At 67.5% G+C, this 26,022-nt stretch carries 24 protein-coding genes and 1 other RNA gene; 9 read left to right on the plus strand and 16 right to left on the minus strand.

What is annotated here, in order from left to right; translation table 11 throughout:
- Positions 1-141 precede the first annotated feature (141 nt).
- Entirely contained in the window at positions 142-996 is an 855-nt protein-coding gene (locus CFB41_RS09595) for an endonuclease/exonuclease/phosphatase family protein (RefSeq protein ID WP_089456325.1), read from the plus strand.
- 33 nt (positions 997-1,029) lie between these two features.
- On the opposite strand, the gene CFB41_RS09600 is transcribed toward CFB41_RS09595, so the two are convergent.
- The 10 genes from CFB41_RS09600 to ffs form a co-directional block, all read right to left on the minus strand.
- Entirely contained in the window at positions 1,030-1,806 is a 777-nt protein-coding gene (locus CFB41_RS09600; protein WP_039360281.1) for a 3'-5' exonuclease, read from the minus strand.
- Positions 1,807-1,809: 3 nt separating this feature from the next.
- A complete protein-coding gene (rpoS, locus tag CFB41_RS09605) occupies positions 1,810-2,898 on the minus strand; it encodes an RNA polymerase sigma factor RpoS (protein WP_089440232.1) in 1,089 nt (362 codons plus the stop codon).
- A gap of 11 nt (positions 2,899-2,909) precedes the next feature.
- On the minus strand, positions 2,910-3,797 hold the full coding sequence (locus tag CFB41_RS09610) for a peptidoglycan DD-metalloendopeptidase family protein (RefSeq protein WP_089456326.1): 888 nt from the start codon (positions 3,795-3,797) through the stop codon (positions 2,910-2,912).
- A gap of 5 nt (positions 3,798-3,802) precedes the next feature.
- Entirely contained in the window at positions 3,803-4,735 is a 933-nt protein-coding gene (locus tag CFB41_RS09615) for a protein-L-isoaspartate(D-aspartate) O-methyltransferase (protein ID WP_089440234.1), read from the minus strand.
- On the minus strand, positions 4,732-5,493 hold the full coding sequence (gene surE, locus CFB41_RS09620; RefSeq protein WP_089440235.1) for a 5'/3'-nucleotidase SurE: 762 nt from the start codon (positions 5,491-5,493) through the stop codon (positions 4,732-4,734). The genes CFB41_RS09615 and surE overlap by 4 nt, the downstream gene beginning before the upstream one ends.
- Positions 5,494-5,715: 222 nt before the next feature.
- Complete coding sequence (locus tag CFB41_RS09625; protein WP_089425563.1) at positions 5,716-6,921, minus strand: CaiB/BaiF CoA-transferase family protein; 1,206 nt, start codon at positions 6,919-6,921, stop codon at positions 5,716-5,718.
- Between the two features lie 98 nt (positions 6,922-7,019).
- Positions 7,020-7,616, minus strand: coding sequence for a recombination mediator RecR (recR, locus tag CFB41_RS09630; RefSeq protein WP_006478665.1), 597 nt, complete (start codon positions 7,614-7,616; stop codon positions 7,020-7,022).
- A gap of 31 nt (positions 7,617-7,647) precedes the next feature.
- Positions 7,648-7,974 (minus strand): YbaB/EbfC family nucleoid-associated protein, encoded by a 327-nt coding sequence (locus CFB41_RS09635; protein ID WP_006482124.1) that lies wholly within the window; start codon positions 7,972-7,974, stop codon positions 7,648-7,650.
- Between the two features lie 93 nt (positions 7,975-8,067).
- Entirely contained in the window at positions 8,068-10,431 is a 2,364-nt protein-coding gene (locus CFB41_RS09640) for a DNA polymerase III subunit gamma/tau (protein WP_089456327.1), read from the minus strand.
- A 128-nt stretch (positions 10,432-10,559) separates the two neighbouring features.
- Positions 10,560-10,658, minus strand: an RNA gene (gene ffs, locus CFB41_RS09645) — signal recognition particle sRNA small type.
- A gap of 403 nt (positions 10,659-11,061) precedes the next feature.
- Between ffs and trxA the strand changes: the two genes are divergently transcribed.
- From trxA to CFB41_RS09685, 8 genes are all read left to right on the plus strand, one after another.
- Positions 11,062-11,388 (plus strand): thioredoxin TrxA, encoded by a 327-nt coding sequence (gene trxA, locus CFB41_RS09650; protein ID WP_006402348.1) that lies wholly within the window; start codon positions 11,062-11,064, stop codon positions 11,386-11,388.
- Between the two features lie 193 nt (positions 11,389-11,581).
- Positions 11,582-12,844, plus strand: coding sequence for a transcription termination factor Rho (rho, locus tag CFB41_RS09655; protein ID WP_006478662.1), 1,263 nt, complete (start codon positions 11,582-11,584; stop codon positions 12,842-12,844).
- A 132-nt stretch (positions 12,845-12,976) separates the two neighbouring features.
- Positions 12,977-13,477 carry a MerR family transcriptional regulator gene (locus CFB41_RS09660; RefSeq protein ID WP_089456328.1) on the plus strand — a complete coding sequence of 167 codons (501 nt, stop codon included), beginning with the start codon at positions 12,977-12,979 and terminating at the stop codon, positions 13,475-13,477.
- Positions 13,474-15,030, plus strand: a complete 1,557-nt coding sequence (locus CFB41_RS09665) for an MFS transporter (protein ID WP_089456329.1) — start codon at positions 13,474-13,476, stop codon at positions 15,028-15,030. The genes CFB41_RS09660 and CFB41_RS09665 overlap by 4 nt, the downstream gene beginning before the upstream one ends.
- A 38-nt stretch (positions 15,031-15,068) precedes the next feature.
- Complete coding sequence (locus CFB41_RS09670) at positions 15,069-15,902, plus strand: zinc-dependent peptidase (RefSeq protein ID WP_089456330.1); 834 nt, start codon at positions 15,069-15,071, stop codon at positions 15,900-15,902.
- Positions 15,903-16,059: 157 nt separating this feature from the next.
- The gene (locus CFB41_RS09675) at positions 16,060-16,320 is read left to right on the plus strand and encodes a type B 50S ribosomal protein L31 (protein ID WP_006753671.1); all 261 of its coding nucleotides are present in this window, start codon (positions 16,060-16,062) and stop codon (positions 16,318-16,320) included.
- Between the two features lie 144 nt (positions 16,321-16,464).
- Positions 16,465-18,297, plus strand: a complete 1,833-nt coding sequence (locus CFB41_RS09680) for a glycosyltransferase family 39 protein (protein WP_089456331.1) — start codon at positions 16,465-16,467, stop codon at positions 18,295-18,297.
- Positions 18,298-18,299: 2 nt separating this feature from the next.
- Positions 18,300-19,661 carry an MATE family efflux transporter gene (locus CFB41_RS09685; RefSeq protein ID WP_089440241.1) on the plus strand — a complete coding sequence of 454 codons (1,362 nt, stop codon included), beginning with the start codon at positions 18,300-18,302 and terminating at the stop codon, positions 19,659-19,661.
- A gap of 11 nt (positions 19,662-19,672) precedes the next feature.
- On the opposite strand, the gene lipA is transcribed toward CFB41_RS09685, so the two are convergent.
- The 6 genes from lipA to CFB41_RS09715 all read right to left on the minus strand — a co-directional run bounded on the left by lipA (position 19,673) and on the right by CFB41_RS09715 (position 25,775).
- Positions 19,673-20,638 (minus strand): lipoyl synthase, encoded by a 966-nt coding sequence (lipA, locus tag CFB41_RS09690; protein WP_089456332.1) that lies wholly within the window; start codon positions 20,636-20,638, stop codon positions 19,673-19,675.
- Between the two features lie 2 nt (positions 20,639-20,640).
- Positions 20,641-21,756 carry an acetoin dehydrogenase dihydrolipoyllysine-residue acetyltransferase subunit gene (locus CFB41_RS09695; protein WP_089456333.1) on the minus strand — a complete coding sequence of 372 codons (1,116 nt, stop codon included), beginning with the start codon at positions 21,754-21,756 and terminating at the stop codon, positions 20,641-20,643.
- Between the two features lie 4 nt (positions 21,757-21,760).
- Positions 21,761-22,765 (minus strand): alpha-ketoacid dehydrogenase subunit beta, encoded by a 1,005-nt coding sequence (locus CFB41_RS09700; RefSeq protein WP_089456334.1) that lies wholly within the window; start codon positions 22,763-22,765, stop codon positions 21,761-21,763.
- A gap of 54 nt (positions 22,766-22,819) precedes the next feature.
- Positions 22,820-23,803 (minus strand): thiamine pyrophosphate-dependent dehydrogenase E1 component subunit alpha, encoded by a 984-nt coding sequence (locus CFB41_RS09705; protein ID WP_089456335.1) that lies wholly within the window; start codon positions 23,801-23,803, stop codon positions 22,820-22,822.
- A 77-nt stretch (positions 23,804-23,880) separates the two neighbouring features.
- Positions 23,881-24,657 (minus strand): SDR family NAD(P)-dependent oxidoreductase, encoded by a 777-nt coding sequence (locus CFB41_RS09710; protein WP_089456336.1) that lies wholly within the window; start codon positions 24,655-24,657, stop codon positions 23,881-23,883.
- Positions 24,658-24,716: 59 nt separating this feature from the next.
- Positions 24,717-25,775, minus strand: coding sequence for an ATP-NAD kinase family protein (locus CFB41_RS09715; RefSeq protein WP_089456337.1), 1,059 nt, complete (start codon positions 25,773-25,775; stop codon positions 24,717-24,719).
- Between the last annotated feature and the right edge of the window lie 247 nt (positions 25,776-26,022).

Consider the following 26,022-nt stretch of genomic DNA (forward strand, 5'->3'; position numbering starts at 1 on the left):
GTCGATACTTAAGCATAGACGGCCCGGCATTGCGCCGGAACGGCCAGACAGGCGGGGCCGAGAGCGCCAGCGGCCACGTGCCCCGTGGCGCCGACTCAGGAACCGCCCTGGGCCGAGATCCGCCCGACAGGAGATTCGACCATGCAACTGATCGACTGGAACATCCAATGGGGTCGGGACGCGGACGGCAGCGTCGATCTGTCACGCACCGTCGCCACGATCCGCGCGCTCGGCGACTTCGACGTGCTGTGCCTGCAGGAAGTCACGCGCGGCTTTGGCGCACTGCCCGGCCGGCCCGGGGCAGACCAGTTCGCCGAACTCGCGGCGCTGCTGCCCGGATATACGATCGTCGACGCGATCGGTGCCGACTTGCCGCCCATTGAAACCGGCGCACCGCGCCGCCAGTTCGGCAACGCAATCGCGACCCGGCTGCCGGTCGGGCGCGTGCTCCGCCACTTGCTGCCGTGGCCGGCCGACGCCGGCGCGCCGTCGATGCCGCGCGTCGCGCTCGACGTCGAGTTGCAGACGTCCTTTGGGCCACTGCGGGTGGTCACCACGCATCTGGAATATTATTCGGCGCGCCAGCGGCTCGCCCAGGTCGACGCATTGCGCGACCGGCACCGCGAGGCCTGCGCGCACGCGGCACGACCGGCGCCCGCCGAAACCGCCGAGGGGCCATTCAGCGCAACCGGCCAGCCATGCGATGCAATCGTCTGTGGCGACTTCAACAGCGCGTTCGGCAGCGACGCCTATTGCCGACTCCTGGAGCCGATCCCGGACGCGCCGCGCTTCATCGACGCATGGGTCGCTCGACACCCGGGCCGCATGCCACCGCCGACGGCGGGTGTTTACGATACGGTGCAATGGTCGGAGGGGCCGCTCGCGTGCGACTTCGTGTTCGTGACCGATACGCTGATGCCGCGCGTCACGCGCTGCGAGATCGACGGCGACGTGCGCGCGTCCGATCACCAGCCGGTGCTGCTCGAACTGGCATGATCGCGCCGCCGGCCGCAGCGCACCTCGCCCGCGCTAGGCGTCGAATCCGGCCAGGTATTCGGCCCAGTGCGACGCAGGCTCCTGTGCAAGCGAGTTCTTCACGAGCAGGATCTCGTCCGCATACTCGCTCGGCGTCAGGCCGCCGCGCATCAACTGGAACCGGCAGTACAACAGGTAAGTATTGACGACGTCAGTTTCGCAATAGTTGCGGATTTCCTCGATCCGCCCGGCCTGGAACGCCGGCCACACCTGGCTGCCGTCCATCCCGAGCTTGCCCGGAAAACCGCACATCTTCGCGAGCGCGTCGAGCGGCGCATTCGCGCGCGCCTGATACATCGCGAGCACATCCATCAGGTCGGTATGTCGCGAGTGGTAGCGCGAGATGTAGTTGTTCCACTTGAAATCGCGGTCGTCCTCGCCGAGATCCCAGTAGCGGCTCGCAGGGATACCGTGCACGAGTGCGCGGTAATGGAGCACCGGCAGATCGAAGCCACCGCCGTTCCACGACACGAGTTGCGGCGTGTATTTCTCGATCACGCGGTAGAACGACTGGATCAGCGTCGCTTCGTTGTCCTGCGGCGTGCCGAGCGAGCGCACACGAAACCCGTTGTTGTCGCGGAACACGCAGGAAATCGCCGCGATGCGCTGCAGGTGGTGCGGCAGGAAATCGCCGCCGGTCTTCTCGCGACGGGCGGCGAATGCATGCTCGGCCACCGCGGCATCGTCGAGCGTCGCGGGCAGGTCTTCCAGACGGCGAATGCCGTCGACATCGGGAATCGTCTCGATGTCAAAAACAAGAATCGGAGTCATCAGTTACAGAACGGCGTCCTTGCGCACACCGTTGGAGGCGAAAAACCGCTTGAGGCGCACCAGCGCTTCCTGCTGGATCTGGCGCACACGCTCGCGCGTGAGCCCCATCTCGTCGGCCAGCTCCTCGAGCGTTGCCGGTTCGATGTGGTTCAGGCCGAAGCGGCGCTCGATCACGTGCCGATGCTTGTCGGACAGCCGCGACAGCCACGCGCGCGTCAGCGTCTCGAGCTCGCGGTGCTGCACCTCGGCGTCGGGTGACTGGCTCTGGTCGTCGGGCAGCAGGTCGAGCAGGCTGCTCGCGGGATCGAGGTCGAGCGGCGCGTCGAGCGACGCCGTGTGCTCGTTGAGCGCAAGGATGTCGGTGACTTCCTCGGCGGTCTTGCCGGTGAGATAGGCGATGTCGTCGATGCTGGCTTCGCGGCGCTCGGCCGCTTCACCCGTCGACATCGAGTTCTTTTCAAGGTGGCGCTTCGCGCGCAGCACCTGGTTCAGTTCGCGGATCACGTGCACCGGCAGGCGCACCGTGCGGGCCTGGTTCATGATCGCGCGCTCGATGCTCTGCCGAATCCACCACGTCGCGTAGGTCGAGAAACGGAAGCCGCGCGTCGGGTCGAATTTCTCGATGGCATGCATCAGGCCGAGGTTGCCTTCCTCGATCAGGTCGAGCAGCGGCACGCCACGGTTCAGATACCCCTTCGCGATGCTGACGACGAGACGCAGGTTGCGCTCGATCATCACCTGCCGCGCCTCGAATTCGCCGGCCTTGGCCAGACGCGAATAGCGCTGCTCCTCCTCGACGGTGAGCAGCGGCTTCACGCTGATGCGGTTCAGGTAATGCTGGATCGTGTCGGCCGTGAGCTCGGCCTGCAGTATCGTGCGGAAATCGTCGACATCGGGCGCTGCCTCGACACGGCCTTCGCGCTCGTCGTCGCCACCGTCCGCGTCGGCGTCGCGTGCCTCGAGGTCACGCTCGTTGTCCGCGACGTCGTCTTCGTCGTCCGTCGAAGCACCAGCTCGCCCCACCGATGCTTGCGTGGCTCGACTGATTTTCTCAGATTCGGCTTGCGGCTCGTGGCGCTTCGATTTCGGCATGGTCGTCTCGGTTATTGAGGCGGCAAATACTTCAGCGGATCGACAGGTTTACCCTGCCGGCGAACCTCGAAATGCAGCATCACGCGGTCGGAATCGCTGTTCCCCATCTCGGCGATCTTCTGCCCCTTCGTTACCGCGTCCCCCTCTTTTACCATCAAAGCGCGATTGTGTGCATACGCCGTGAGGTAAGTTGCATCGTGCTTGATGATAATGAGGTTGCCGTAGCCGCGCAGGCCATTGCCGGAGTAGACGACGCGACCGTCGGCCGCCGCCTTCACGGCCTCGCCGGCCGACCCGCCGATATTGACGCCCTTGTTCTTCGCATCGTCGAAACCGTTCAGCACGGGGCCGCGCGCAGGCCATGCGAACGTCACGGGGCCGCTCGGCGCGGCTGCCGTATCGCTCGATGCGGCGGCTGCGGCAGGCGGCGTCGCGACCGACGACGACGTGCCGGCGGCCGGCGCTGCCGGGCCGCTGCTGAGCGGCGCGGTCGCAACGGCGGCGCCCGCGATCGGCGCGGCGACCTGCGTGCCCGCCACGGCGGCACCGGCCTGCGGCGAAACGCGCAGCAACTGGTCGACTTCAATCTGATTCGGATTCGCCAGGTTGTTCCACGCGGCGATGTCGCGATAGTTCTGCCCGTTTTCGAGTGCGATCCGGTACAGCGTGTCGCCCGGCTTCACCCGGTAGTAACCCGGTGGCGCCGGCGGAAGCGGCGCCGCGGGCTGCGCGGTGCCGGTCGTGCCGAGCGAACCGGAGCGATCGACGACGGGCGCGTTGTCGAGCCGCGTCGCACAGGCGGCCAGAAGCGTGGAGAACGCAGCTACGCAGATCGCCCGCTGGGCGAGCGTGAGCGGTTCCCTGGAACGGTTGTTTTGCATCGCGCGCAACATACTCATCGGTTTCAAATTACTCCGGATTTTAAAGGGACAAAGAAAACGCGATCAAGCCGTGACTCTCGCCATTGCGCGTGCGCGACGCGCTCGACGAGCGTGAGCACCTGGTGCTGCCCGCTCTGCGCGCCGACCGGCGCGACGAGCCGCCCGCCGATTGCAAGCTGCTCGAGCAGCGCCTGCGGCACGTCGAGCCCTGCCGCCGCGATCACGATCGCGTCGAACGGGGCTGCGGACGGCAGGCCGACACGCCCGTCGCCGTAGTGCAGACGGATATTCGGCACGCGCAGCGGCCGCAGGTTCAGCTTCGCGCGCTCGTAGAGCGGCTTGATGCGTTCAATCGAATACACGTCGCGTGCCACGTGGCTCAGCACGGCGGCCTGATAGCCGCAGCCCGTGCCGATCTCGAGGACGCGCTCGAGCGTGCGGCCGGCCATCGCGAGCTCGATCATGCGCGCGACGACCGACGGCTTTGAAATGGTCTGCTGGTGGCCGATCGGCAACGCCGAATCCTCGTAGGCCTGCGTTGCGAGCCCCGGATCCACGAACATGTGTCGCGGCACCGCGGCCATCGCTTCCAGCACACGCGCGTCGGTCACACCGTTCGCGCGCAGCCGTTCGACCATCCGTTCGCGCACACGTTCCGACGTCAGCGCGAACGTGCCGGCCGGCGCGACGCTCGGCGCGGCCGGCTTCGGCATCGCGGGCTTCAGTGCGGTCGGCTTCGGTGCGGTCGCCGGCTTCGCGGCGGCGGAGCCGGGCAAGGCCGATCGCGTCGCAGCGGGCTTCACCGCAACCGGTTTCAGCACGGCCGCAGGCTTGTCGGCGGCCTTCGATGCCGAGACCGCCGCATGGCGTTCGCCGGCCCGACCTTCCGACTTGCGTGGCGCTCGCTTGAGATCTTCGAGCGCGAGCGGGAACCGCTTCGCGCGCTCGCCGCTCATGAAGCCCGCCCTCCGGCGCGCGCCCATTCGCGCGTCGCAGGCAGCATCTGCGTGTGCGTGAGGTCAAGCTGCAGCGGCGTGATCGACACGAAACCGTTTGCCACTGCATGAAAATCGGTGCCGTCGCTGGCGTCCAGCGCTTCGCCCGCCGCGCCGATCCAGTAGATCGGTTCGCCGCGCGGGTCGGTCTGGCGAATCACCGGCTGCGACGGATGACGCTTGCCGAGGCGCGTGACCTTCCAGCCTTTCAGTTCGTTGTACGGCAGGTTCGGAATATTGACGTTGAGCAGCGGCTGGCCCGGCAGCGGATGCGCGAGATAGTGCTCGACGATTTCCGCGGCGACGCGCGCGGCGTCCGCCAGATGGGCCCAGCCCTTGTCGACCAGCGAGAATGCGATGGCCGGCACGCCGAACATGATGCCTTCGGTGGCGGCCGCAACTGTCCCCGAATAGAGCGTGTCTTCGCCCATGTTCTGGCCGTTGTTGATCCCGGAAACGACGAGGTCCGGCCTGGCGTCGGCCATCCCCGTCAACGCGACGTGGACCGAATCGGTCGGCGTGCCGTTCACGTAGAAGAAACCCGTACTCGCCGCGCGCTGCACCGACAGCGGCCGCGACAGCGTGAGGGAATTCGACGCGCCGCTGCAGTTCTGCTCGGGCGCGATCACCGTGAGCTCGGCCAGCGGCTGCAGCGCGTCGCTGAGCGCGGCGAGACCGGGGGCGAGATAGCCGTCGTCGTTGCTGAGTAGGATTCGCATCCGGCGATTGTAACCGAGGAAAGATGGCGCGAGAGCGACAGTCCGGCGACTGCGGATGGACCGCTGCGGGCACCCGGACACGCTGCGCCGCCGCGTTGCGGCGCGGCGTTCCGCGTGCTCAGGAAAACGCTGCGCCACCCCGGGTTTTCTCCCGCCAACGGCGCGCCGTTGGGGAATGCCCAGTTCCGGGAGCCCGGCGCGAAGCGACAGGCCCGAGGGTGCTCAAATCGCGCCCGCTTCGCGCAGTGCGGCAATCGCCGGCGCGTCGTAGCCGAGGCCGCGCAGCACCTCGTCCGTATGCTCGCCGAGCTCGGGCCCGAGCCAGCGCGTTTCGCCCGGCGTGTCGGACAGCTTCGGCGTGATGTTCGGCAGCGGAATGTCGGTGCCGTCGGCCAGCTTGAAGCGCTGGATCATCTGCCGCGCGACGAACTGCGGATCGGTGAACATGTCGGCGGCGCTGTAGATGCGCCCGGCCGGCACGTCGGCCGCGTTGAGCACGACGAGTGCTTCTTCGATCGTGCGCGGCGCGAGCCACGCGGCAATCGCGTCGTCGATCTCCTGCGTGCGCGGCACGCGCCCGTCGTTTTGCGCGAGCGCGGGATCGTCCGCGAGGTCATCGCGCTCGATCGCCTTCATCAGCCGCTTGAAGATCGGATCGCTGTTGCCGCCGATCACGATGCTGCCGTCGCGGCACGCATACGTATTCGACGGCACGATGCCCGGCAGCGACGCGCCGGTGCGCTCGCGCACCATCCCGTACACACCGTATTCGGGCACCACGCTTTCCATCATGTTGAAGACGGCTTCATACAGTGCAACGTCGACCACCTGCCCCGCACCGCCGTTGACCTTGCGGTGATGCAGCGCCATCAGCGCGCCGATCACGCCGTGCAGCGCGGCGATCGAATCGCCGATCGAGATGCCGATGCGCGGCGGCGGCAGTTCGGGATAGCCGGTGATGTGACGCAGCCCGCCCATCGATTCGGCGATCGCGCCGAAGCCGGGCCGGTCGCGGTACGGGCCGGTCTGCCCGTAACCGGACAGGCGCACCATCACGAGGCCCGGGTTCTCGGCCGACAGCACGTCGTAGCCGAGGCCGAGCTTTTCGAGCAGGCCCGGGCGGAAATTCTCGATCACGATGTCGGCCTCGCGCGCGAGTTGCCGCGCGATCGCCTTGCCGGCGTCGGCCTTCAGGTTGAGCGTGACCGATTTCTTGTTACGCGCCTGGACGGACCACCACAGCGACGTGCCGCCCTGCTCCGGATGGAGCTTACGCCACTTGCGCAGCGGGTCGCCACCGTTCGGATCCTCGATCTTGATCACTTCCGCGCCGAATTCGGCGAACAGCCGCGACGCGAACGGCCCCGCGATCAGCGTTCCGAATTCGAGCACTTTGACGCCCGCGAGCGGGCCCTGGCTGGTGCTCATGTGTCTCCTAGGGTCTGTTTACATATGGAACGTGCATGCGTTGCCACGAGAACGGCCGCTCGCGAGGCGCGCGACGCCGCCGGCCGGCGGCGCCCGGCTTACATCGTGCGGCGGTCGAGCATCGCGCGGGCGATGGTGCCCGCGTCGACGTATTCGAGCTCGCCGCCCACCGGCACGCCGCGCGCGAGGCGCGTGACCGCGAGCCCGCGCGCCTTCAGCGTCTGGCCGAGGTAGTGCGCGGTGGCTTCGCCTTCGTTCGTGAAATTGGTCGCGAGCACGACTTCCTTGACGACACCGTCGGACGCGCGCCGCACGAGGCGGTCGAAATGGATTTCCTTCGGGCCGATCCCGTCGAGCGGGCTCAGCCGGCCCATCAGCACGAAATACAGCCCGCGGTAAGTCATCGTCTGCTCGAGCATGATCTGGTCGGCAGGCGTCTCGACGACGCACAGCAGCGTCGGATCACGCTCTTCGTCGCTGCAGACCTCGCAGATCTGCGCTTCGGTGAACGTGTTGCACTTCTCGCAGTGCTGCAGGTGCTCGGTCGCGAACAGCAGCGACCGGCCGAGCCGCTCCGCGCCCTCCCGATCGTGCTGCATCAGGTGGACCGCCATGCGCTGGGCGGATTTCGGCCCGACGCCGGGCAGCACGCGCAACGCTTCGACGAGCGCGGACAGGGCGGACGGCTGTTTCATACGGCAGCAAAAAGTGACACGGACGCTACGCTCAGAACGGCAGCTTGAAGCCCGGGGGCAACGGCAGGCCCGACGTCATGCCGCTCATCTTTTCCTGCGACGTCGCTTCGGCCTTGCGCACGGCGTCGTTGAACGCAGCCGCGACGAGATCCTCGAGCATGTCCTTGTCGTCCGCGAGCAGGCTGGGGTCGATCGACACGCGACGCACTTCGTTGCGGCACGTCATCGTCACCTTGACGAGGCCGGCGCCCGACTGCCCTTCGACTTCGATCAGCGCAAGCTGCTCCTGCATCTTCTTCATGTTTTCCTGCATTTGCTGCGCTTGCTTCATCAGTCCGGCGAGGTTGCCTTTCAACATGGGAATACTCCTTCTTGATCGTGTGAAAACCGGCACGCGACGCGTGCCGGCCAATGTATGGGCGTGATTGTGCCTGTCGCGGGGGCGCTCAATTCAATGCAGCGTCGGCGGCGGGCCGTCCGGCGCCGCATCGGCGAGCGGACGCACCGAACCCTCGACGATGCGCGCACCGAAGTCGCGCACGAGCTGCTGGACGAACGGATCGCCATGAATCTCCTGCTCGGCCTCGCGCTGGCGAGCCGCGCGCGCGGCCGCATCGAGCGCCGCCGCCGTACGCCGTGCGGGCCCGACTTCGACGGCCACCTCGACCGGCTTGCCGAGCGCATCGGCCAGCGCGGCCTTCAGCTTCGCCACCTGCGCGGCGTCCGCATATTGCGGCACCGGCACGGAAAGTTTCAACGTCGTCGCGTCGACGGCCGTCAGTTCGCTGTTGAACGCGAGCTGGTACGCGACGCCCTTGAGCGGCAGCCGCGCGGCCAGCGCCGGCCATTCGCCGTCGAAGCCGAGCGGATCGAGTGCGATCGCAGGCGGCAACGGACGCGTGTCGACCGGTGCGGACGGACGGGTTTCCGCCGGCTTGGGCGTGACGCGTACGTCGTCGGGGCCGCTGTCGAACACCGGCACGAAGCCATCGTCGGGCGGGCCGCCGAACATTTCGTCGGCACTGAGCGGCACGTAGTCGTCGGGCGGGATGTCCTCCCACGGCGGCGACGCCTGGCGCGAATCGGCTGCCTGCGGTGCACGGGCCGCTGCGCGCGGCGTCGGCACCTGGACGGCGGCAGGACGCGGCGCGGCCGGCTTCTCGACGGCCGGCTGGGCTGCCGGTTTCACGGCGGCGGCGCCTGCGCGCCCGCGATCGGAGGACACACGCATCCCCGCATTGCGCAGCACGTCGAGCGCGGCGGCGGCGCCTCCGGAACGCGCCGACGGACGCGCGGCGGGCTCAGGCGGCGCAGCGCGCGGCATCGGTTCGGCCGGCGCAGCCGGCTCGTCGCTTCGCTGCGCAACGGCGGCGGGCGGCTCCGGTTCCTTGCGGACAGGCGTCGGGTGATCGCCGGCCGGCTCCGCTTGCGGTGCTGCAGCCGTCTGCGGCTGCGGCGTTTCGATGACTGGCGCGTCAACCGGGGCCGGCGCGGCTGCTTCGACGACAGCCGGTTTCACGGCCGGCCGGTCTGTTTCGTCGCCGGACTGCACCGGCGCTGCGCGCACAACGGGTGCCGCCGGCGCTGCCGGGGCAATTGCCTGCGGCCGCGCTGCTGCGGCAGGTGCAGCCGATACCGGCTTCGCCGTAGCGGCCGATGCCGCCGCCACGCGCGAGCCAGGCACCGCGCGCGGTGCGGACGGCTGGCCGACCGGCGCACTGCCGGCGGCAACCGCCGGCTCGAACGCAAGCATCCGCAGCAGCGTCATCGTGAAACCGGCGTACTCGTCCGGCGCCAGGCCGAGCTCGGCGCGACCGACCGTCGCGATCTGATAGAACAACTGGACCTGCTCGGGGCTCAGCGTCTCGGCGAAGCGGCGCAGGTCGCCCGCTTCGGGCCATTCGTCGAGCACCGAGCCCGGTGCGAACTGCGCCCACGCGATGCGATGCAGCAGGCTCGCGAGATCCTGCAGCGCGGTCGAGAACGACAGGCTGCGCAGCGACATCTCATCGGCAATCGCGAGGATTTCCGGGCCGCCGCCTGCGGCGAGCGCGTCGAGCAGACGCACCATGTAAGTCTGGTCGAGCGCGCCGAGCATGCCCGACACGGCCGACTCGGTCACCTCGTTCGCCGAATAGGCGATCGCCTGGTCGGTGAGCGACAGCGCATCGCGCATGCTGCCCTGCGCGGCGCGCGCGAGCAGGCGCAGCGCCTGCGGCTCGAACGTGATCTGCTCTTCGCCGAGGATCCGTTCGAGATGCGACACGATGTGCCCGGCCGGCATCTGCTTCAGGTTGAACTGCAGGCAGCGCGACAGCACGGTGACGGGGATCTTCTGCGGATCGGTGGTCGCGAGGATGAACTTGACGTGCGGCGGCGGCTCCTCGAGCGTCTTCAGCATCGCGTTGAACGCGTGATTCGTCAGCATGTGCACTTCGTCGATCATGTAGACCTTGAAGCGCGCATCGACGGGCGCGTACACCGCGCGCTCGAGCAGCGCGGCCATTTCGTCGACGCCGCGGTTGCTCGCGGCATCCATCTCGACGTAATCGACGAAACGCCCTTCGTCGATTTCGCGACAGGCGCGACACACGCCGCACGGCTGCGACGTGATGCCGGTTTCACAATTGAGTGCCTTGGCAAAGATCCGCGACAGCGTCGTCTTGCCGACACCGCGGGTTCCGGTAAACAGATAGGCGTGATGGAGACGCCCGCCGTCGAGCGCGTGCGTAAGCGCCCTGACGACGTGCTCCTGGCCGACGAGCGAAGCGAAATCCTTCGGACGCCACTTGCGTGCGAGAACTTGATAGGTCATCGGGAAATTGTATCAGTAACGCTGCGTCGCGCCGACACGCGAAACGGTGCGGAAGACAGGCAAACGCGCAGGTAAAACGGAGCGGGGTGCAGAAATAAAAAACGCCCGGCGAACGGGGCGAGATGGAAGGTGACGAGCCCAACCCTCGGCACTGGCGGAAAACGATTGTGGCTGCTTCGTTCCCGACCTGACCAGGTTCACCGCCCCACCATGCGAGGAGGCCCGTCACGGCATATTCTATCACCGCTTCCGGATGAATGCGACCGTTTGTTCGCATCAATGCGAATATGACCCGACAAACCGACGCGCATCGGGCCATGCAGCCCACCCGACGCGAATGACCTGCGCGTCCGCCCCTTGTAATTTGCGAGCCGGCCTCCACCTGCTCGACACAACGGTCGAACGCCGCGTCGTACCCCTACTCGCGTAGCGGCTACTATCGCCGCCCGCAGCAGATAGCAATTTAGGCTAATATGACGCCCGAACGACCCGCGAGCCGCGGCATGCAGCGCTTACACGCCTCCTTTCCGGAGAGTGGAGTGACCTGCCGCAGCGGCCGGCCCCCAACGGCGGCCGGTACGCCGCAACGCGCAAGCAGGCAGTCCCCGAACCGTAAGAGGTATTGACCCAATGAGCGAACAGATCAAACACATCAGCGACGCATCGTTCGAACAGGACGTCGTCAAATCCGACAAGCCCGTGCTCGTCGATTTCTGGGCCGAATGGTGCGGCCCGTGCAAAATGATCGCCCCGATCCTGGATGAAGTCGCGAAGGACTACGGCGACAAGCTGCAGATCGCGAAGATCAACGTCGACGACAACCAGGCAACGCCTGCGAAGTTCGGCGTGCGCGGCATCCCGACGCTGATCCTGTTCAAGAACGGCGCGGCCGCCGCGCAGAAGGTCGGCGCGCTGTCGAAGTCGCAGCTCACCGCATTCCTGGACAGCCACCTGTAATACAGGCAGTTCCGCGGACGTGTTGTCAGCCGGCAACACGTCCGTCGACAAGCCGCCGATCGCTCGCTCAAGCGCGAATCGGCCTATGCTAGAATTAAAAAACGTCTACAAGACGCATTTAAGTCTCTGAGCGCTTCCGCTCGCCCTCCTCCCTTTATTTCTTTCGTCGTCTCCTCCCTGGCGGGTTCTCCGTATGCATTTATCCGAGCTCAAGTCTCTGCACGTCTCCGAACTGATCGAAATGGCCAATGGCCTGGAGATCGAAAACGCGAACCGCCTGCGCAAGCAGGAGTTGATGTTCGCCATTCTCAAAAAGCGCGCCAAGACGGGTGAGACGATCTTCGGCGACGGTACGCTCGAAGTGCTGCCGGACGGCTTCGGCTTCCTGCGCTCGCCGGAAATGTCGTACCTCGCGAGCACCGACGACATCTACATCAGCCCGTCGCAGATCCGCCGCTTCAACCTGCACACCGGCGACACCATCGAAGGTGAAGTCCGCACGCCGAAGGACGGCGAGCGCTACTTCGCGCTGGTGAAGGTCGACAAAGTCAACGGGCAGCCGCCCGAGGCCTCGAAACACAAGATCATGTTCGAGAACCTCACGCCGCTGCACCCGAACAAGCCGCTGTCGCTCGAACGCGAAATGCGCGGCGAGGAAAACGTCACGGGCCGCATCATCGACATGATCGCGCCGATCGGCAAGGGCCAGCGCGGCCTGCTCGTCGCGTCGCCGAAGTCGGGCAAGACCGTGATGCTCCAGCACATCGCACACGCGATCAAGCAGAACCACCCGGACGTGATCCTGTTCGTGCTGCTGATCGACGAGCGCCCTGAAGAAGTGACCGAAATGCAGCGCTCGGTCGCCGGCGAAGTGATCGCATCGACGTTCGACGAACCGGCCACGCGCCACGTCCAGGTCGCCGAAATGGTGATCGAGAAGGCCAAGCGCCTCGTCGAAATGAAGCACGACGTCGTGATTCTGCTCGACTCGATCACGCGTCTCGCACGCGCGTACAACACCGTGATCCCGGCATCGGGCAAGGTGCTGACGGGTGGTGTCGACGCGAACGCACTGCAACGTCCGAAGCGCTTCTTCGGCGCGGCGCGCAACATCGAGGAAGGCGGTTCGCTGACGATCATCGGCACCGCGCTGATCGAAACCGGCAGCCGCATGGACGACGTGATCTACGAAGAGTTCAAGGGCACCGGCAACATGGAAGTGCACCTCGAGCGCCGCCTCGCGGAAAAGCGCGTGTATCCGTCGATCAACCTGAACAAGTCGGGCACGCGTCGCGAAGAAATGCTGATCAAGCCCGAGATCCTTCAGAAGATCTGGGTGCTGCGCAAGTTCATCCACGACATGGACGAAGTCGAAGCGATGGAATTCCTGCTCGACAAGATCCGCCAGACGAAGAGCAACTCCGAGTTCTTCGACCTGATGCGCCGCGGCGGATAATCGCCCCGCCCCGCACCCAAAAGACGGCCGCCCGCGCATCCTGCCCGGCGGCCGTTTTTCGGTGCCAACATGAACGTGAACGTACAGGTTGATCTATAATCGCGTCATCGCCCGAATCCCATCCTCCTCCCGATGCCGAATGACACCTCCACTCCGCTGCTGACCGTGAGCGATGCGGCGTCACGGCTCGGCGTCACGCCGCGCACGCTGAAGTATTACGAGGAGCGCGGGCTCGTCTCGCCGTCACGCAGCGAAGGCCGCTACCGCCTCTACGACGAGGCCGATCTCGAGCGCTTCTCACGCATCCTGCGGCTGCGCGCGCTCGGTTTCTCGCTGCACGGCATCACCGAGATGCTGAAGCGCCCGCTGGAAGAAACGGGCGACGGCCGGCGCCGCTATTCGGACGCGTCGCTGCGCGACATCCGCACCGGCCTGGCCGAGCAGGTCGACACGCTCGACCGGCGGATCGCGGCCGTCCAGCGCGAACTGAAGGAAGCCGTCGCGCTGCGCAAGGAACTGCAGCACGACATCGACTACGTCGAACGGCGTCTTGCCGGCGAAAACGCCGATGCGCTGATCGCGCAGCGGCGGGCCGAAGCCGGCACGCGTCGCACGCGCAAGGCGCGCGAGTGAGCGCGATGCCCGGTCGCTCGCCGCTGTGGAGCCGCGCGAACCTGCGCGCGGACCTGTTCCCGTGGGCGCTCGCGCTCGTTACCGGCATCGACTACTTCGACAACGCGATCTTCTCGTTCTTCGCGAGCTACATCGCGGGCGGCATCAACGCATCGCCCGATGAACTCGTGTGGTCGTCGAGCGCCTACGCGGTCACGGCCGTGCTCGGCATCCTGCAGCAGCAATGGTGGGTCGACCGGCTCGGCCATCGCCGCTACGTCGCCGGCTGCATGCTGATGTTCTCGTTCGGCGCGATCGCGGCCGCGCTCGCCGACACGTCGCTCGAACTCGCGTTCGCGCGCGGCTTTCAGGGCTATTTCATCGGCCCGATGATGGGCGCGTGCCGGATCCTGATCCAGATCAGCTTCAAGCCGCAGGAACGGCCGCCCGCGACACGCGCGTTCCTGATCATGATCCTGCTCGGCAGCGCGCTCGCGCCAATTGTGGGCGGCCTGCTCGTCGCACATTCGACGTGGCGCGCGCTGTTCGTATGCTCGGCGCCGGCCGGCATCGCGTTCGCGATACTCGCGCTGCTCACGCTGCCCGATTCGGGCCGGACACCCGACGACGAACGCGGCTCCGGACACTTCTGGCCGTATGTCGTGTTCGCGCTCGCGCAAGGTGCGCTGCAGATCGTGCTGCAGCAGGTGCATTACCAGCTCTACAGCGGCTCGCCGATGCTGATCCTGCTGACGATCGCGGGGATCGGCGCGCTTGCGTGGTTCGCGTATCACCAGTGGCATCATCCGACGCCGCTCGTGCGCCTGCACGCGTTCCGCGAACGGACGTTCCAGGTCGGGCTGCTGCTCTACATGTTCTATTACTACGAGTCGACGGGCTTCAGTTACCTGACGTCGCGCTTTCTCGAAAGCGGGCTCGGCTATCCGGTCGAGAACGCCGGGCGGCTGGTGGGCACGATGTCGCTGATTTCGGCCACCGCGCTGTTCGCGTACCTGCGTTACGCGAAATTCGTCACGCACAAGAAGTGGTTCGTCGTGCCGGGGTTCGCGATCGCGATCACGGCCGCGCTGTGGATGACGCGGATGACGCCGCAAGTCGGCGAAGCCGCGCTGATCGTCCCGCTGCTGCTGCGCGGATTGCTGCTGCTCTTCATCGTGCTGCCGGTGGCCAACCTGACGTTCCGGATCTTCGCGATCGACGAATATACGCACGGCTACCGGCTGAAGAACATCGTGCGGCAACTGACGATCTCGTTCGCGACGTCGTCGGTGATCATCGTCGAACAGCACCGCGTGGCCGCGCACCAGACGCGGCTCGTCGAGCGTGCCAACGTGTTCGACCCGCTGTTCCAGCAGACCGTCGATGCATTGACGCGCAGCTATGCCGCCGCCGGCCACGCGTTGAACGAGGCGCACGGCCTCGCGATCGCGTCGATCGCGCGCATGGTCGCGCAACAGGCGTCGTTCCTCGCGTCGCTCGACGGCTTTTACTTCCTGGCGGGCGTGGCGCTCGTCGGTGGCCTTTTTGCGGCATGGCAAAAAGAGATCGATTGAGTTAAAAGACAGGCTTTGGATTTCCGCGAGCCGCCTTCATGCTCTCGAAACTGACCCGCTGGTTCGACGACCGCCGCCGCGACCGCGCGCTGCGCAGCCACCCGATTCCCGACGCGCTGTGGCAGGACACCGTCGAACGCCTGCCGTTCCTCGCGGCACTGCCGCCCGACGCGCTCGGCCGGCTGCGCGAACTGACGAGCCTGTTCGTCGCGAAGAAATCGTTCTCGACCGCGCACGGGCTCGAGCTGACCGATGCGATGATCGTCTCGATCGCCGCGCAGGCCTGCCTGCCCGTGCTGAATCTCGATCTGTCGCTGTATGACGGCTGGGTCGGCGTCGTCGTGTATCCGGGCGAATTCGTGATCCGCAAGACGGTGCAGGACGAGGACGGGGTCGTGCACGAAGTCGAGCAGGATGCGAGCGGCGAAGCCTGGGAAGGCGGCCCCGTGATCCTGTCCTGGGAAGACGCGCAGATGACGGACGGCCACGACGCGTACAACGTCGTGATCCACGAGTTCGCGCACAAGATCGACATGGTCAACGGCGCGGCCGATGGCTATCCGCCCCTATTTCGCCGCTGGCACGCGCCGCACCTCGATGCGCAGGCCTGGGCCGATGTGTTCGAACACGCGTACGACCAGTTCTGCGCGCGCGTCGACGCGGTGCCGGACCGCGCGTGGGCGCGCTTCGAGCGGGATTCGCTGATCGATCCCTATGCCGCCGACCACCCGTCGGAATTCTTCGCGGTATGCAGCGAAGCGCTGTTCGTCCGGCCGAAAGCGTTCGAGTCCGAATTTCCGGAGTTGTACCGGCTGCTCGCGCGCTACTACCGGCAGGATCCGGCCGGCACCGGCGCGCTCGACGCACCGTGAAAATTATTCGTCAACCACCTGATTTTCTGGCATAATCGCCGTTTTTCGACCTTAGGCAAGTGGCTCGCGCCGGGCTTGGCGTCCTCCGGTTTGCGCAATATGCGCGTTCCGGCACGGCAAGCGGCGGGTTGGCTACCGCTCTCACCAAGGAAAGACCATGAAAGAAGGCATCCACCCGAACTACCGCGAAGTCGTCTTCCAAGACATGTCGAACGGCTTCAAGTTCATCACGCGCTCGACGATCCAGACGCGCGAAAACATCGAACTCGACGGCAAGACCTACCCGCTCGCCAAGATCGAAGTGTCGTCGGAATCGCACTCGTTCTACACGGGTCAGCAAAAGATCATGGACACGGCAGGCCGTGTCGAGAAGTTCAAGAACAAGTTCGGCGTTCGCGCCAGCGGCAAGGCGAAGTAAGCTTCGCATTGCATCCGGTGGTTGCATTGCACCGGTACCGCACAAAAGGGCAGCCCAGGCTGCCCTTTTTTGTCTCTGCTCGCCCGGCAGGCGCCAGCCGGCGCCCGGGCATCGACCTGACGCGCAACAGCGGGCGCGTCTACAATGCCGGAAGCTCGAAACCGGCTCGACCGCGCGCGTCCGCGCCGGCCACCCGCCCATAACAAATCGCTCATCTGCATGAAGCCTGTCGTCCGTCTCACCGCCTCCGCCACGCGCGCGCTACCGCGCTGGCTGCTGCTCACGCTCTGCTTCGCCTACGCCGCGTTCGGCCTGTTCGGCCGCGACCCGTGGAAGAACGAGGACGCGGCAGGCTTTGGCGTGATGTGGACGATGGCCAAGGGCGGCTGGCACGACTGGCTGCTGCCGAATCTGGTCGGCAAGTTCATCACGACCGACGGGCCGCTCGGCTACTGGCTCGGCGCGCTGTCGATCCGCGGCCTGGGCCCGTGGGTCGACGCAAGCAACGCGTCGCGCGTCGATACCGGCCTGCTGTTCTGCGTCGCGTGCGCATTCGTCTGGTACGCCGCCTACCTGCTCGGCCGGCGTGCCGAAGTCCAGCCGTTCAAGTACGCATTCGGCGGCGAGCCCGAGCCGCGCGACTACGGCCGCACGCTCGCCGACGGCGCGCTGCTGGTGCTCGTCGCCTGCTTCGGCCTCGCGGAGCGCGGGCACGAAACGACGCCGCAGCTCGCGCAGTTCGCGTGGATCGCGATGCTCGTCTACGGGATCGTGCGCGGCATCGACAAGCCGATGCAGGGCGCGCTGTGGTGGGGCCTCGCGATGGGCCTCGTCGCGCTGTCCGGCAATCCGGTGCTGGTCGTCGCGCTGCTCGCCGGCACGGCCGTGCTGTGGCTCGTCACGCCCGAGATGCGCAACCTGCGCCTGCCGCTCATCGGCGTGCCGCTCGCGGCCGCGATCTTCGCGCTGTGGCCGCTGGCCGCGTTCGTCGCCGCGCCCGACGATGCCGCATGGTTCTTCAACCAGTGGATCCACGGCAGCCTGATGCGTTTCTCGGGCCCGCCGACCGCGGTGCTCGGCTATGCGGCGAAGAACCTGCCGCTGTTCACGTGGCCCGCGTGGCCGCTCGCGATCTGGGCATGGTGGAGCTGGGCCGGCATGCGCCGCCGTGCGCACATCGCAATTCCGCTGTCGGTCGCCGTGCCGCTCGTCGCGCTCGTGATCCTGCAGAGCCAGCAGTCGAACCGCATGTACATGCTGCTGCTGCCGCCGCTCGCGGTGCTCGCGACGTTCGCGCTGCCGACCCTCAAGCGCGGCGCGATCAACGCGATCGACTGGTTCGCGGTGCTGAGCTTCACGATCCTCGGCACCTTCGTGTGGCTCGTGTGGCTCGCCTCGATCACGGGCTTCCCGCATCCGCTCGCGCGCAACCTCGCCCGCCTCGTGCCCGGCTACGAGCCGCACTTCAAGATCCTGTCGTTCATCTGCGCGGTGATCGCCACCGTATGCTGGTGCTTCCTGGTGCGCTGGCGCATCTCGCGGCAGCCGAAAGTGCTGTGGCGCAGCGTCGTGCTGTCGGGTGCGGGCACCACGCTGATGTGGGTGCTGCTGATGACGCTGTGGCTGCCGATCGTCAATTACGGCCGGACCTATCGCGACGTCGCGCAGCAGATCGCGGTGCACCTGCCGTCCGACTACGAGTGCATCTCGCCGGTGCGGCTCGGTGACGCGCAGATCGCGACCTTCGCGTATTTCGGCAACATGCGCTTCGATTTCTCCGGCGACTGCGACGTGATCCTGCGCCAGGACCGCTCGGACTTCGGCGAGCCGAGCTCGATGTCGCAATACGTGTGGCGTCTCGTGTGGGAAGGCCGCCGCGCCGCCGACCGTGACGAGCGCTTCCGCCTGTACGAGCGCATCGAACGGCCGAAGACGCCCGTCAAGCGGCGTCCGCCGCGCCGCCAGCCGGCCGATTGACGATGTTCGGCGACATCCGCCGGATCGTCGGTCTCGCGTGGCCGGTGCTCGTCGGCCAGCTCGCAATCATCGCGTTCGGCGTGATCGACACCGCGATGGTCGGGCGCTACTCGGCCGTCGATCTCGCCGCGCTCGGGCTCGGTTCGTCGATCTACATTTCGATCTATATCGGCTTGACGGGCATCCTGTCGGCGCTGCAGCCGATCACCGGGCAGTTGTACGGCGCGCGCCGCTACGCCGAGATCGGCGAAGAAGTGCGCCAGGCGCTGTGGCTCGCGCTGCTGCTCGCGGTGCCCGGCTTTCTCCTGCTGCATTTTCCCGAACCGCTGCTGCGCGTCGCGCACACGCCCGCCGCGCTGCACGACCGCACCGTCGACTACCTGCGCATCCTGTCGTACGGGCTGCCCGCCAGCCTCGTCTTCCGCATCTACAACGCGCTGACCAACGCGGCCGGCAAGCCGCGCCTCGCGATGATCCTGCAGATCGGCGCGCTGCTGCTCAAGTTTCCGCTCAACGTGTGGTTCATCTTCGGCGGGTTCGGCGTGCCGGCCCTGGGCGGCCCCGGCTGCGGACTCGCCAGCACGCTGATCAACTGGGCGCTCGCGCTGATCGGCTACACGCTGCTCGCGAAGCTCGACGTATTCGCGCCGCTCGCGATCTTCTCGCGCTTCTGCTGGCCGGTCTGGGCGCGCCAGAAGGCGATCCTGAAACTCGGCGTGCCGATGGGCCTGTCGTACCTGATCGAGGTCACGTCGTACACGTGCATGGCGCTGTTCATCGCGCAGTTCGGCACGACGACACTCGCCGGCCACCAGATCGCCGGCAACATCGGCGCGGTGCTGTACATGACGCCGCTGTCGATCGGCGTGGCGGCGTCGACGCTCGTCGCGCGCGCGCTCGGCGCCGGACGGCCCGAGGAAGCCCGGCTGCTCGGCCGGCACAGCGTGATCTTCGCGTGCGGCATTGCCGCGACCTACGGCCTGCTCGTGTTCGTGCTGCGCCCGCTGATCATCGGCGGCTATACGCCGAACCCGGCCGTCGCCGCGGCCGCGATGCCGCTCGTCGCGATCGTCGCGTGCTACCACGTGTTCGATGCGCTTCAGGTCACGTCGGCGTTCGTGCTGCGCGCCTACAAGGTCGCGGTCGTGCCGACCGTGATCTATGCGGTCGCGCTGTGGGGCGTCGGGCTCAGCGGCGGCTACGCGCTCGGTTTCGACGTGGGCGGCATCGCGCCCGCGTGGCTGACCGGCGCGCGCGGCTTCTGGTTCGCGAACACGATCAGCCTGATGCTCGCGGGCGCCGGGCTCGTGCTGTACCTGCGCCGCGTCAGTCGTGCGCATGCCGCCGCTTCCACGTCCGCCTGACGCGCCGCCCGTTACGTCTCCTCCAGCACGTCGGCCGCGTGATACGACGACCGCACGAGCGGGCCGGCGACGACTTCCCTGAAACCGAGCAACAGCGCCTCGTCGCGCCACGCGGCGAATGCGTCCGGGCTGACGTAGCGCCGTACCGGCAGATGGTGTTCGGACGGCGCGAGATACTGGCCGAGCGTCAGCACGTCGACGTCATGCGCACGCAGGTCGCGCAGCGTGTCGCGCACTTCGTCGTCGCACTCGCCGAGCCCGAGCATCAATCCCGATTTCGTCACCAGCTCAGGCCGTGCCCGCTTCGCCCGCGCGAGCAGTTCGAGCGAGCCGCGATAGTCGGCGCCCGGCCGCGCCGCGCGATACAGCGACGGCACCGTCTCGATGTTGTGGTTGAACACGTCGGGCCAGGCCGTCGACAGCGCATCGAGCGCGCGGGCCACGCGGCCGCGGAAGTCCGGTGTCAGCACTTCGACGCCGATGCCCGGCACGCTCGCGCGCACCGCCGCGATGCAGGCGGCGAAATGCGCGGCACCGCCGTCGCGCAGATCGTCGCGATCGACCGACGTGATCACGACGTAGCGCAGCCCGAGCGCCGCGGCCGCGTCGGCCAGCCGCGCGGGCTCGTCGGCGTCGAGCGGGTCGGGGCGGCCGTGCGCGACGTCGCAGAACGGGCAGCGCCGCGTGCACAGGCCGCCCATGATCATGAAGGTCGCCGTGCGCTGCGCGAAGCATTCGCCGATGTTCGGGCACATCGCCTCCTCGCAGACGGAATGCAGCCGATGATCGCGCAGCACGGCCGCCATGTCGGCGACCGACGCGCTCATCATCGGCCGCGCGCGCAGCCACGGCGGCTTCGGCAACGCCGCACCGGCCGCGGGCTCGACGCGCACCGGAATGCGCGCGAGCTTGTCACGGCTTCTCGCGCCCGGCTGGCCGAGCGCCGTGAGGCTGGGTCGTTCGAGCGCGGCGGCCATCGTCAGTCTCCGAGAAACGCGACGATCAGGCGGTTCACGTCGGCGGCCGCCTCCATCTGCACCATGTGCCCGCTGCCGGGGATCACCTCGGCACGCACGCCATCCGGCAAACCCCGCGCGTGCTGCGCGGGGATCACCTGGTCGTGCTCGCCCCAGATCACGAGCGTGCGCGGCGCAAGCGTCGCGAGCCGGTCGCGGAACACGCGCCGCTGCGCGGCACCGTCGAACGCGGCATGCGCGATCTTCTCCAGCGCGGCCTGCACGCCTTCGAGCCGCTTGTACTTGACGAGATCCTCGACGAGCTGCCGCGTGACCAGCGCGTTGTCCGCGAACAGCGCGCCGAGGTGCGGCTTCAGCGTGTTGCGGCTATTGCCGGCGACGAAGCCGTCGATGTAAGCGCGGTTGATGGCGGTGCCGAGCCCCGCGCTCGCGATCAGCGTCAGCGACGCGACCCGCTGCGGCGCGCGCTCGGCCGCCGCCATCGCCACCGCGCCGCCCATCGAATGGCCGATCAGGTGGGCCTGGTCGATGCCCTTCGCATCGAGCAGCGCGAGCACCGCGTCGGCCAGCTCATCGAGGCTGCCCGTCTCGACCGTCTTGCCCGACTCGCCGTGACCGGGCAGGTCGAGCGCCCATACCGGCCGGTGCGCGGCGAGATCCGCGTGATTGAACAGCCAGTTGTTGAGATCGCCGCCGAAGCCGTGGATCAGCACGGCGGGCGTGCCGCCGCCTTCGCCAAGTTTCAGGAAGCGCACCGTCCGGCCGCCGATCTGCGCCTTCTCGGGCTGCGGGCCCGCGGCTTCGTCGGACGCCGCGCTCGGCACGAAATCGCGCTGGAATTCGGCGATCGCCGCGTCGATGTCGGCATCGCTCGCGTCGGCGGCCGCGACGACGCCGAGCAGCGCGCCGACCGGCAGCGTCTCGCCTTCCTGCGCGACCTGCCGGCGCAGCGTGCCGTCGAACGCGCATTCGACGCCCGACGAGATCTTGTCGGTCTCGACGTCGAGCACTTCGTCGCCCTTCGTCACGCGTTCGCCGAGCGCCTTCAGCCAGCCGTTGACCTGCCCCTGCTCCATCGACAGCCCCCACTTGGGCATCGTGATCATGTGAATCGACATCGTGTCAGCTCCTCGTCTTCAGGACCGCCTGCGCAATCGCATCGGCGGACGGGATATACAGGTCTTCCAGCACGCTCGCGAACGGCGCGGGCGTATGCGGCGCGGTCACGAGCTCGATCGGCGCCTTCAGCGCATGGAACGCGCGCTGCGCGACCAGCGCGGCGATATCGGTCGCAATCGAGCAGCGCGGGTTCGCTTCGTCGACGACCACCACGCGCCCGGTGCGCTCCGCGCTTTCGAGGATCGTGTCCTCGTCGAGCGGCGACGTCGTGCGCAGATCGATCACGCCGACCTGGATGCCGTCCTTCGCGAGCTTCGCGGCCGCGTCCATCGCGAGATGCACCATCCGGCCGTACGTGACGATCGTCGCGTCGTCGCCGTCGCGCATCACGTTCGCTTCGCCGAACGGAATCGCATAGGACTCCTCCGGAACGTCGCCTTCACGGGTATAGAGCAGCTTGTGTTCGAGGAAGATCACGGGATCGTTGTCGCGGATCGCCTGGATCAGCAGCCCCTTCGCGTCGTACGGCGTCGACGGGCACACGACCTTCAGCCCCGGAATGTGCGTGAACAGCGACGTGAGCATCTGCGAGTGCTGGGCGGCCGCGCGAAGGCCGGCGCCGTACATCGCGCGGATCACGACCGGCGTCACGGCCTTGCCGCCGAACATGTAGCGGAACTTCGCGGCCTGGTTGAAGATCTGGTCGAAGCACACGCCCATGAAATCGATGAACATCAGCTCCGCGACGGGCCGCATCCCGCACGCGGCGGCGCCGACCGCCGCGCCGATGTAGCCGCCCTCCGACAGCGGCGTATCGAGCACGCGGCCCGGAAACTTGTGGAACAGCCCCTTCGTCACGCCGAGCACGCCACCCCACGCGTCGTCCTCGCCCGGCGCGCCCGCGCCGCCCGCATTGTCCTCGCCCATCACGATCACGCTGTCGTCGCGCGCCATTTCCTGCGCGAGCGCCTCGTTGATCGCCTGCGAATAAGTGATTTTCCTTGCCATGTCTGTCTCCTGGAATGTTCGGTTCGCCGTGTCGGCCGCGGTATCAGGCCGCGCTCACGGGTACGACACGTAGACGTCGGTCAGCAGGTCGGCGGCATCGGGTACCGGCGCGACCTTGGCCTGCGCGACTGCATCGTCGATCAGCGCCTTCACCTGCGCATCGACCGCGCGCAGGTCGGCGGTCGTCAGCGCTTCGGCCCGCACGACGCGCGTTTCGAAATGCTTCAGGCAGTCCTTCTCGTCGCGCAGCTTCTGCACTTCGCCCGGTGCGCGATAGGTTTGCGCATCGCCTTCGAAGTGGCCGAAATAGCGCGTGAACTTCACCTCGACGAGCGTCGGGCCGCCGCCGTTGCGCGCGCGCTCGACGGCTTCGCCGAGCGCTTCGTGCACCGCGAAGAAGTCGAAACCGTCGACGATCACGCCCGGCATCCCGAACCCGTTCGCGCGATCGGCGATGTTGTCGGTCGCGACCGACCAGCTCGACGACGTCGCTTCCGCATAGCCGTTGTTCTCGGCCACGAAGATCGCGGGCAGCCGCCACACCGACGCGAGGTTCATCGATTCGAAGATCACGCCCTGGTTCGACGCGCCGTCACCGAAGAAGCACACGCCGACGCCGCCGGTCTTCCTGTGCTTCGCCGCGAGCGCGGCGCCGCAGACGAGCGGGCCGCCCGCGCCGACGATCCCGTTCGCGCCGAGCATCCCCATCGACAGGTCGGCGATGTGCATCGAACCGCCCTTGCCGTGGCAGACGCCCGTCTTCTTGCCGTAGATCTCGGCCATCATGCCGTGCACGTCGACGCCCTTCGCGATGCAATGGCCGTGGCCGCGGTGCGTGGTTGCAACGTAGTCGGCGAGCCCGAGGTGCAGTATCGTGCCGACCGCGGACGCCTCCTCGCCCGCATACAGGTGAACGAAGCCGGGGATCTCGCCGGTCGCAAATTCGACGTGCAGGCGCTCCTCGAATTCGCGGATCGTGCGCATCAGCCGGTAGGCGTCCAGCAGTTTGTCCCTGCTGAGCTGTGTCGAAGCGGTCATGTGTGTCTCCTGGGTAGGTCTGACTGCGAATGCCGCCGCGGCCGGGCCGCGGCGACGGATTGCACGGCCCGCGGCCGTCAGTGGAACGTGAAGCCGCCGTCGACGTTCACGGCCTGGCCCGTCACGTTGTCCATCGTCGCGAAGAACAGCGCGAGCCGGCCCATGTCCTCCGGCGTCTGCGCGCGACCCTGCGGAATCAGCGTCAACTGGTGCCGCTGCCACGATTCCTCGACCGATTCGCCGTCGGTCTTCCATTCGTCGGACAGCCGGTCCCACATGTAGGTCCGCACGATGCCGGGGCAGATCGCGTTGACGGTCACGCCGTCGCGCGCGACCTCCTTCGCGAGCGCGTTCGTGAAGCCGACGACCGCGAATTTCGATGCGCTGTAATGCGCGAGATTCGGAAAGCCTTCCTTGCCGGCAATCGACGCGACGTTGATGATCCGGCCGCGGCCCTGCGCCTTCAGCGGCGCGAGCGCCGCCCGGCAGCCGAGGAACGTACCCTTCGCGTTCACGTCCATCACGAAATCCCAGTCGCGCTCGGTCAGTTCGCCGACCGGATGAATGCTGATCACGCCCGCGCAGTTCACGAGGATGTCGAGCCGGCCGAGGTCGGCGAGTGCCTGCGCAACCATTGCGTCGACCTGTGCGGCCTGCGTGACGTCGACCTTCGCCACCGCCGCCCGGCGGCCGAGCGCGCGTACCTCGCGCGCGGTGGCGTCGAGTGCGTCGTCGAGCAGGTCGGCCAGCAGGATGTCGGCACCCGCGCCGGCGAGCGTCAGGGCAATGCCGCGGCCGATGCCGCGCGCGCCGCCCGTGACGATGGCGACCTGTCCTTCGAGTGGGGCTGTCATGGCGATGTCTCCGTGTCGATCGTTATGGATGCCGAAATGTCACTCGGTAAAGCGGTGTCTCAATAGCGCCACTCGCCGGCATCGCGCAGCAGCTGGCGTGACGACGCATAGCGCAGCGTGCGGCCGACGTCGACCGTCAGCGGCCCGCGCCAGTCGAGCGAGATCTCGTAGCGATCGCCGCGCGCGACCTCGATCTCGCGCTCGCCGTCGAACGCGAGCGTGCCGTGCTCGAACGGAATCGTCTGCCACGCATCCGGCTCGAGCCGCTCGCAACTGCGCATCACGACGCGGTCGACGCGGCCCGGCGCAATCGGCGCGACGAGCGGCGTGCCGGCGGTCATGCCTTCGGCCGCAAAGCGCATCGCCAACCCGTGCGGCGCGCTGCGTTCGAGCGGCGCCCACGCGCCGCCGAGCGCGGACAGGCCGATCCCGTCCGGCTCCGCAAACGTCAGGTACAGCGAATCGATGTCGTCGGACCCCGAGATCGCGCGGGCGCCGATGAAGCGCTGCCGCGCGGCGCACACGTCGACGAGCGCGATCTCCTCGCGCCCCGGCTGCGCGCCCGTCACGCAGCGCACGACGAGCCGCTTGTTGCGCGTGAACGCGACGTCGGCCGGCACCGCGCCGGTCGCGGCGAGTCCTGCCGCGACGCCGGCGACCGTGGCTTCACGATGTTCGGGAAATGCGTTGTTGGTGCCGGTGGACAGCGCGACGAGCGGCGTCGCGCCGCAGTGCGCGGCCACCGCGCGATGGGTGCCGTCGCCGCCGAGCACGACGATCAGCGCGACTTCCATCCGGTGCAGGTACGCGGCGCCGGCCTGGGTATCGGCGACGGTGTCGGTGATCGGCAGGTCGACGAATTCGACGTCGGGCCAGCGCTCGTGCGGCGCGACCGCACGGTGCGTGTCGATCGCACGCAGCAGCAGCGTCGCGATGCCCGTCCGGTCGCGCAGCGTCAGCACGCGCTCGACGCCCATCGCGCCGAGGCCGGCCAGCAGGCGCACGATCATGTTCGCCTTCTCCGCCGTCGGAAAGACGGAGGCATGCGTCGTGAGGCGGCGGATGTCGCGCCCCGATGCGGGGTTCGCGATCACGCCGACGGTAACGGGCATCGTCACGGGTTCGTCTCCATCCAGTTAGCCGGCCGCCGCGCGTTGGCGTGCCGCGGCCCTGCCTGTCTCGTCCGCTGCCATCGCCGGGCGGCGGATCGTCGTCGACGCGACCGCGCCGACTTGCCCGTGATCTCTGCAAGCGGCGTGCCACCCTACATACGATGAACGTAAAACCCTTGTGAATGCTGAAGCGACGGGGATGCCGGGGTTCCGCAATCGCTGCTGCAAGGACGGAACGCGCGGCCATTCGGCC

The organism is Burkholderia sp. AU33803 (genome assembly GCF_002223095.1).
GTDB lineage: Bacteria > Pseudomonadota > Gammaproteobacteria > Burkholderiales > Burkholderiaceae > Burkholderia.

Excerpts from the sequence above, each read along its gene's own strand:
- CFB41_RS09595 (WP_089456325.1), top strand. The coding sequence starts at position 142 with ATGCAACTGATCGACTGGAACATCCAATGGGGTCGGGACGCGGACGGC.
- CFB41_RS09600 (WP_039360281.1), bottom strand. The coding sequence starts at position 1,806 with ATGACTCCGATTCTTGTTTTTGACATCGAGACGATTCCCGATGTCGAC.
- rpoS (WP_089440232.1), bottom strand. The coding sequence starts at position 2,898 with ATGCCGAAATCGAAGCGCCACGAGCCGCAAGCCGAATCTGAGAAAATC.
- CFB41_RS09610 (WP_089456326.1), bottom strand. The coding sequence starts at position 3,797 with ATGAGTATGTTGCGCGCGATGCAAAACAACCGTTCCAGGGAACCGCTC.
- CFB41_RS09615 (WP_089440234.1), bottom strand. The coding sequence starts at position 4,735 with ATGAGCGGCGAGCGCGCGAAGCGGTTCCCGCTCGCGCTCGAAGATCTC.
- surE (WP_089440235.1), bottom strand. The coding sequence starts at position 5,493 with ATGCGAATCCTACTCAGCAACGACGACGGCTATCTCGCCCCCGGTCTC.
- CFB41_RS09625 (WP_089425563.1), bottom strand. The coding sequence starts at position 6,921 with ATGAGCACCAGCCAGGGCCCGCTCGCGGGCGTCAAAGTGCTCGAATTC.
- recR (WP_006478665.1), bottom strand. The coding sequence starts at position 7,616 with ATGAAACAGCCGTCCGCCCTGTCCGCGCTCGTCGAAGCGTTGCGCGTG.
- CFB41_RS09635 (WP_006482124.1), bottom strand. The coding sequence starts at position 7,974 with ATGTTGAAAGGCAACCTCGCCGGACTGATGAAGCAAGCGCAGCAAATG.
- CFB41_RS09640 (WP_089456327.1), bottom strand. The coding sequence starts at position 10,431 with ATGACCTATCAAGTTCTCGCACGCAAGTGGCGTCCGAAGGATTTCGCT.
- trxA (WP_006402348.1), top strand. The coding sequence starts at position 11,062 with ATGAGCGAACAGATCAAACACATCAGCGACGCATCGTTCGAACAGGAC.
- rho (WP_006478662.1), top strand. The coding sequence starts at position 11,582 with ATGCATTTATCCGAGCTCAAGTCTCTGCACGTCTCCGAACTGATCGAA.
- CFB41_RS09660 (WP_089456328.1), top strand. The coding sequence starts at position 12,977 with ATGCCGAATGACACCTCCACTCCGCTGCTGACCGTGAGCGATGCGGCG.
- CFB41_RS09670 (WP_089456330.1), top strand. The coding sequence starts at position 15,069 with ATGCTCTCGAAACTGACCCGCTGGTTCGACGACCGCCGCCGCGACCGC.
- CFB41_RS09675 (WP_006753671.1), top strand. The coding sequence starts at position 16,060 with ATGAAAGAAGGCATCCACCCGAACTACCGCGAAGTCGTCTTCCAAGAC.
- CFB41_RS09680 (WP_089456331.1), top strand. The coding sequence starts at position 16,465 with ATGCCGGAAGCTCGAAACCGGCTCGACCGCGCGCGTCCGCGCCGGCCA.
- CFB41_RS09685 (WP_089440241.1), top strand. The coding sequence starts at position 18,300 with ATGTTCGGCGACATCCGCCGGATCGTCGGTCTCGCGTGGCCGGTGCTC.
- lipA (WP_089456332.1), bottom strand. The coding sequence starts at position 20,638 with ATGGCCGCCGCGCTCGAACGACCCAGCCTCACGGCGCTCGGCCAGCCG.
- CFB41_RS09695 (WP_089456333.1), bottom strand. The coding sequence starts at position 21,756 with ATGTCGATTCACATGATCACGATGCCCAAGTGGGGGCTGTCGATGGAG.
- CFB41_RS09700 (WP_089456334.1), bottom strand. The coding sequence starts at position 22,765 with ATGGCAAGGAAAATCACTTATTCGCAGGCGATCAACGAGGCGCTCGCG.
- CFB41_RS09705 (WP_089456335.1), bottom strand. The coding sequence starts at position 23,803 with ATGACCGCTTCGACACAGCTCAGCAGGGACAAACTGCTGGACGCCTAC.
- CFB41_RS09710 (WP_089456336.1), bottom strand. The coding sequence starts at position 24,657 with ATGACAGCCCCACTCGAAGGACAGGTCGCCATCGTCACGGGCGGCGCG.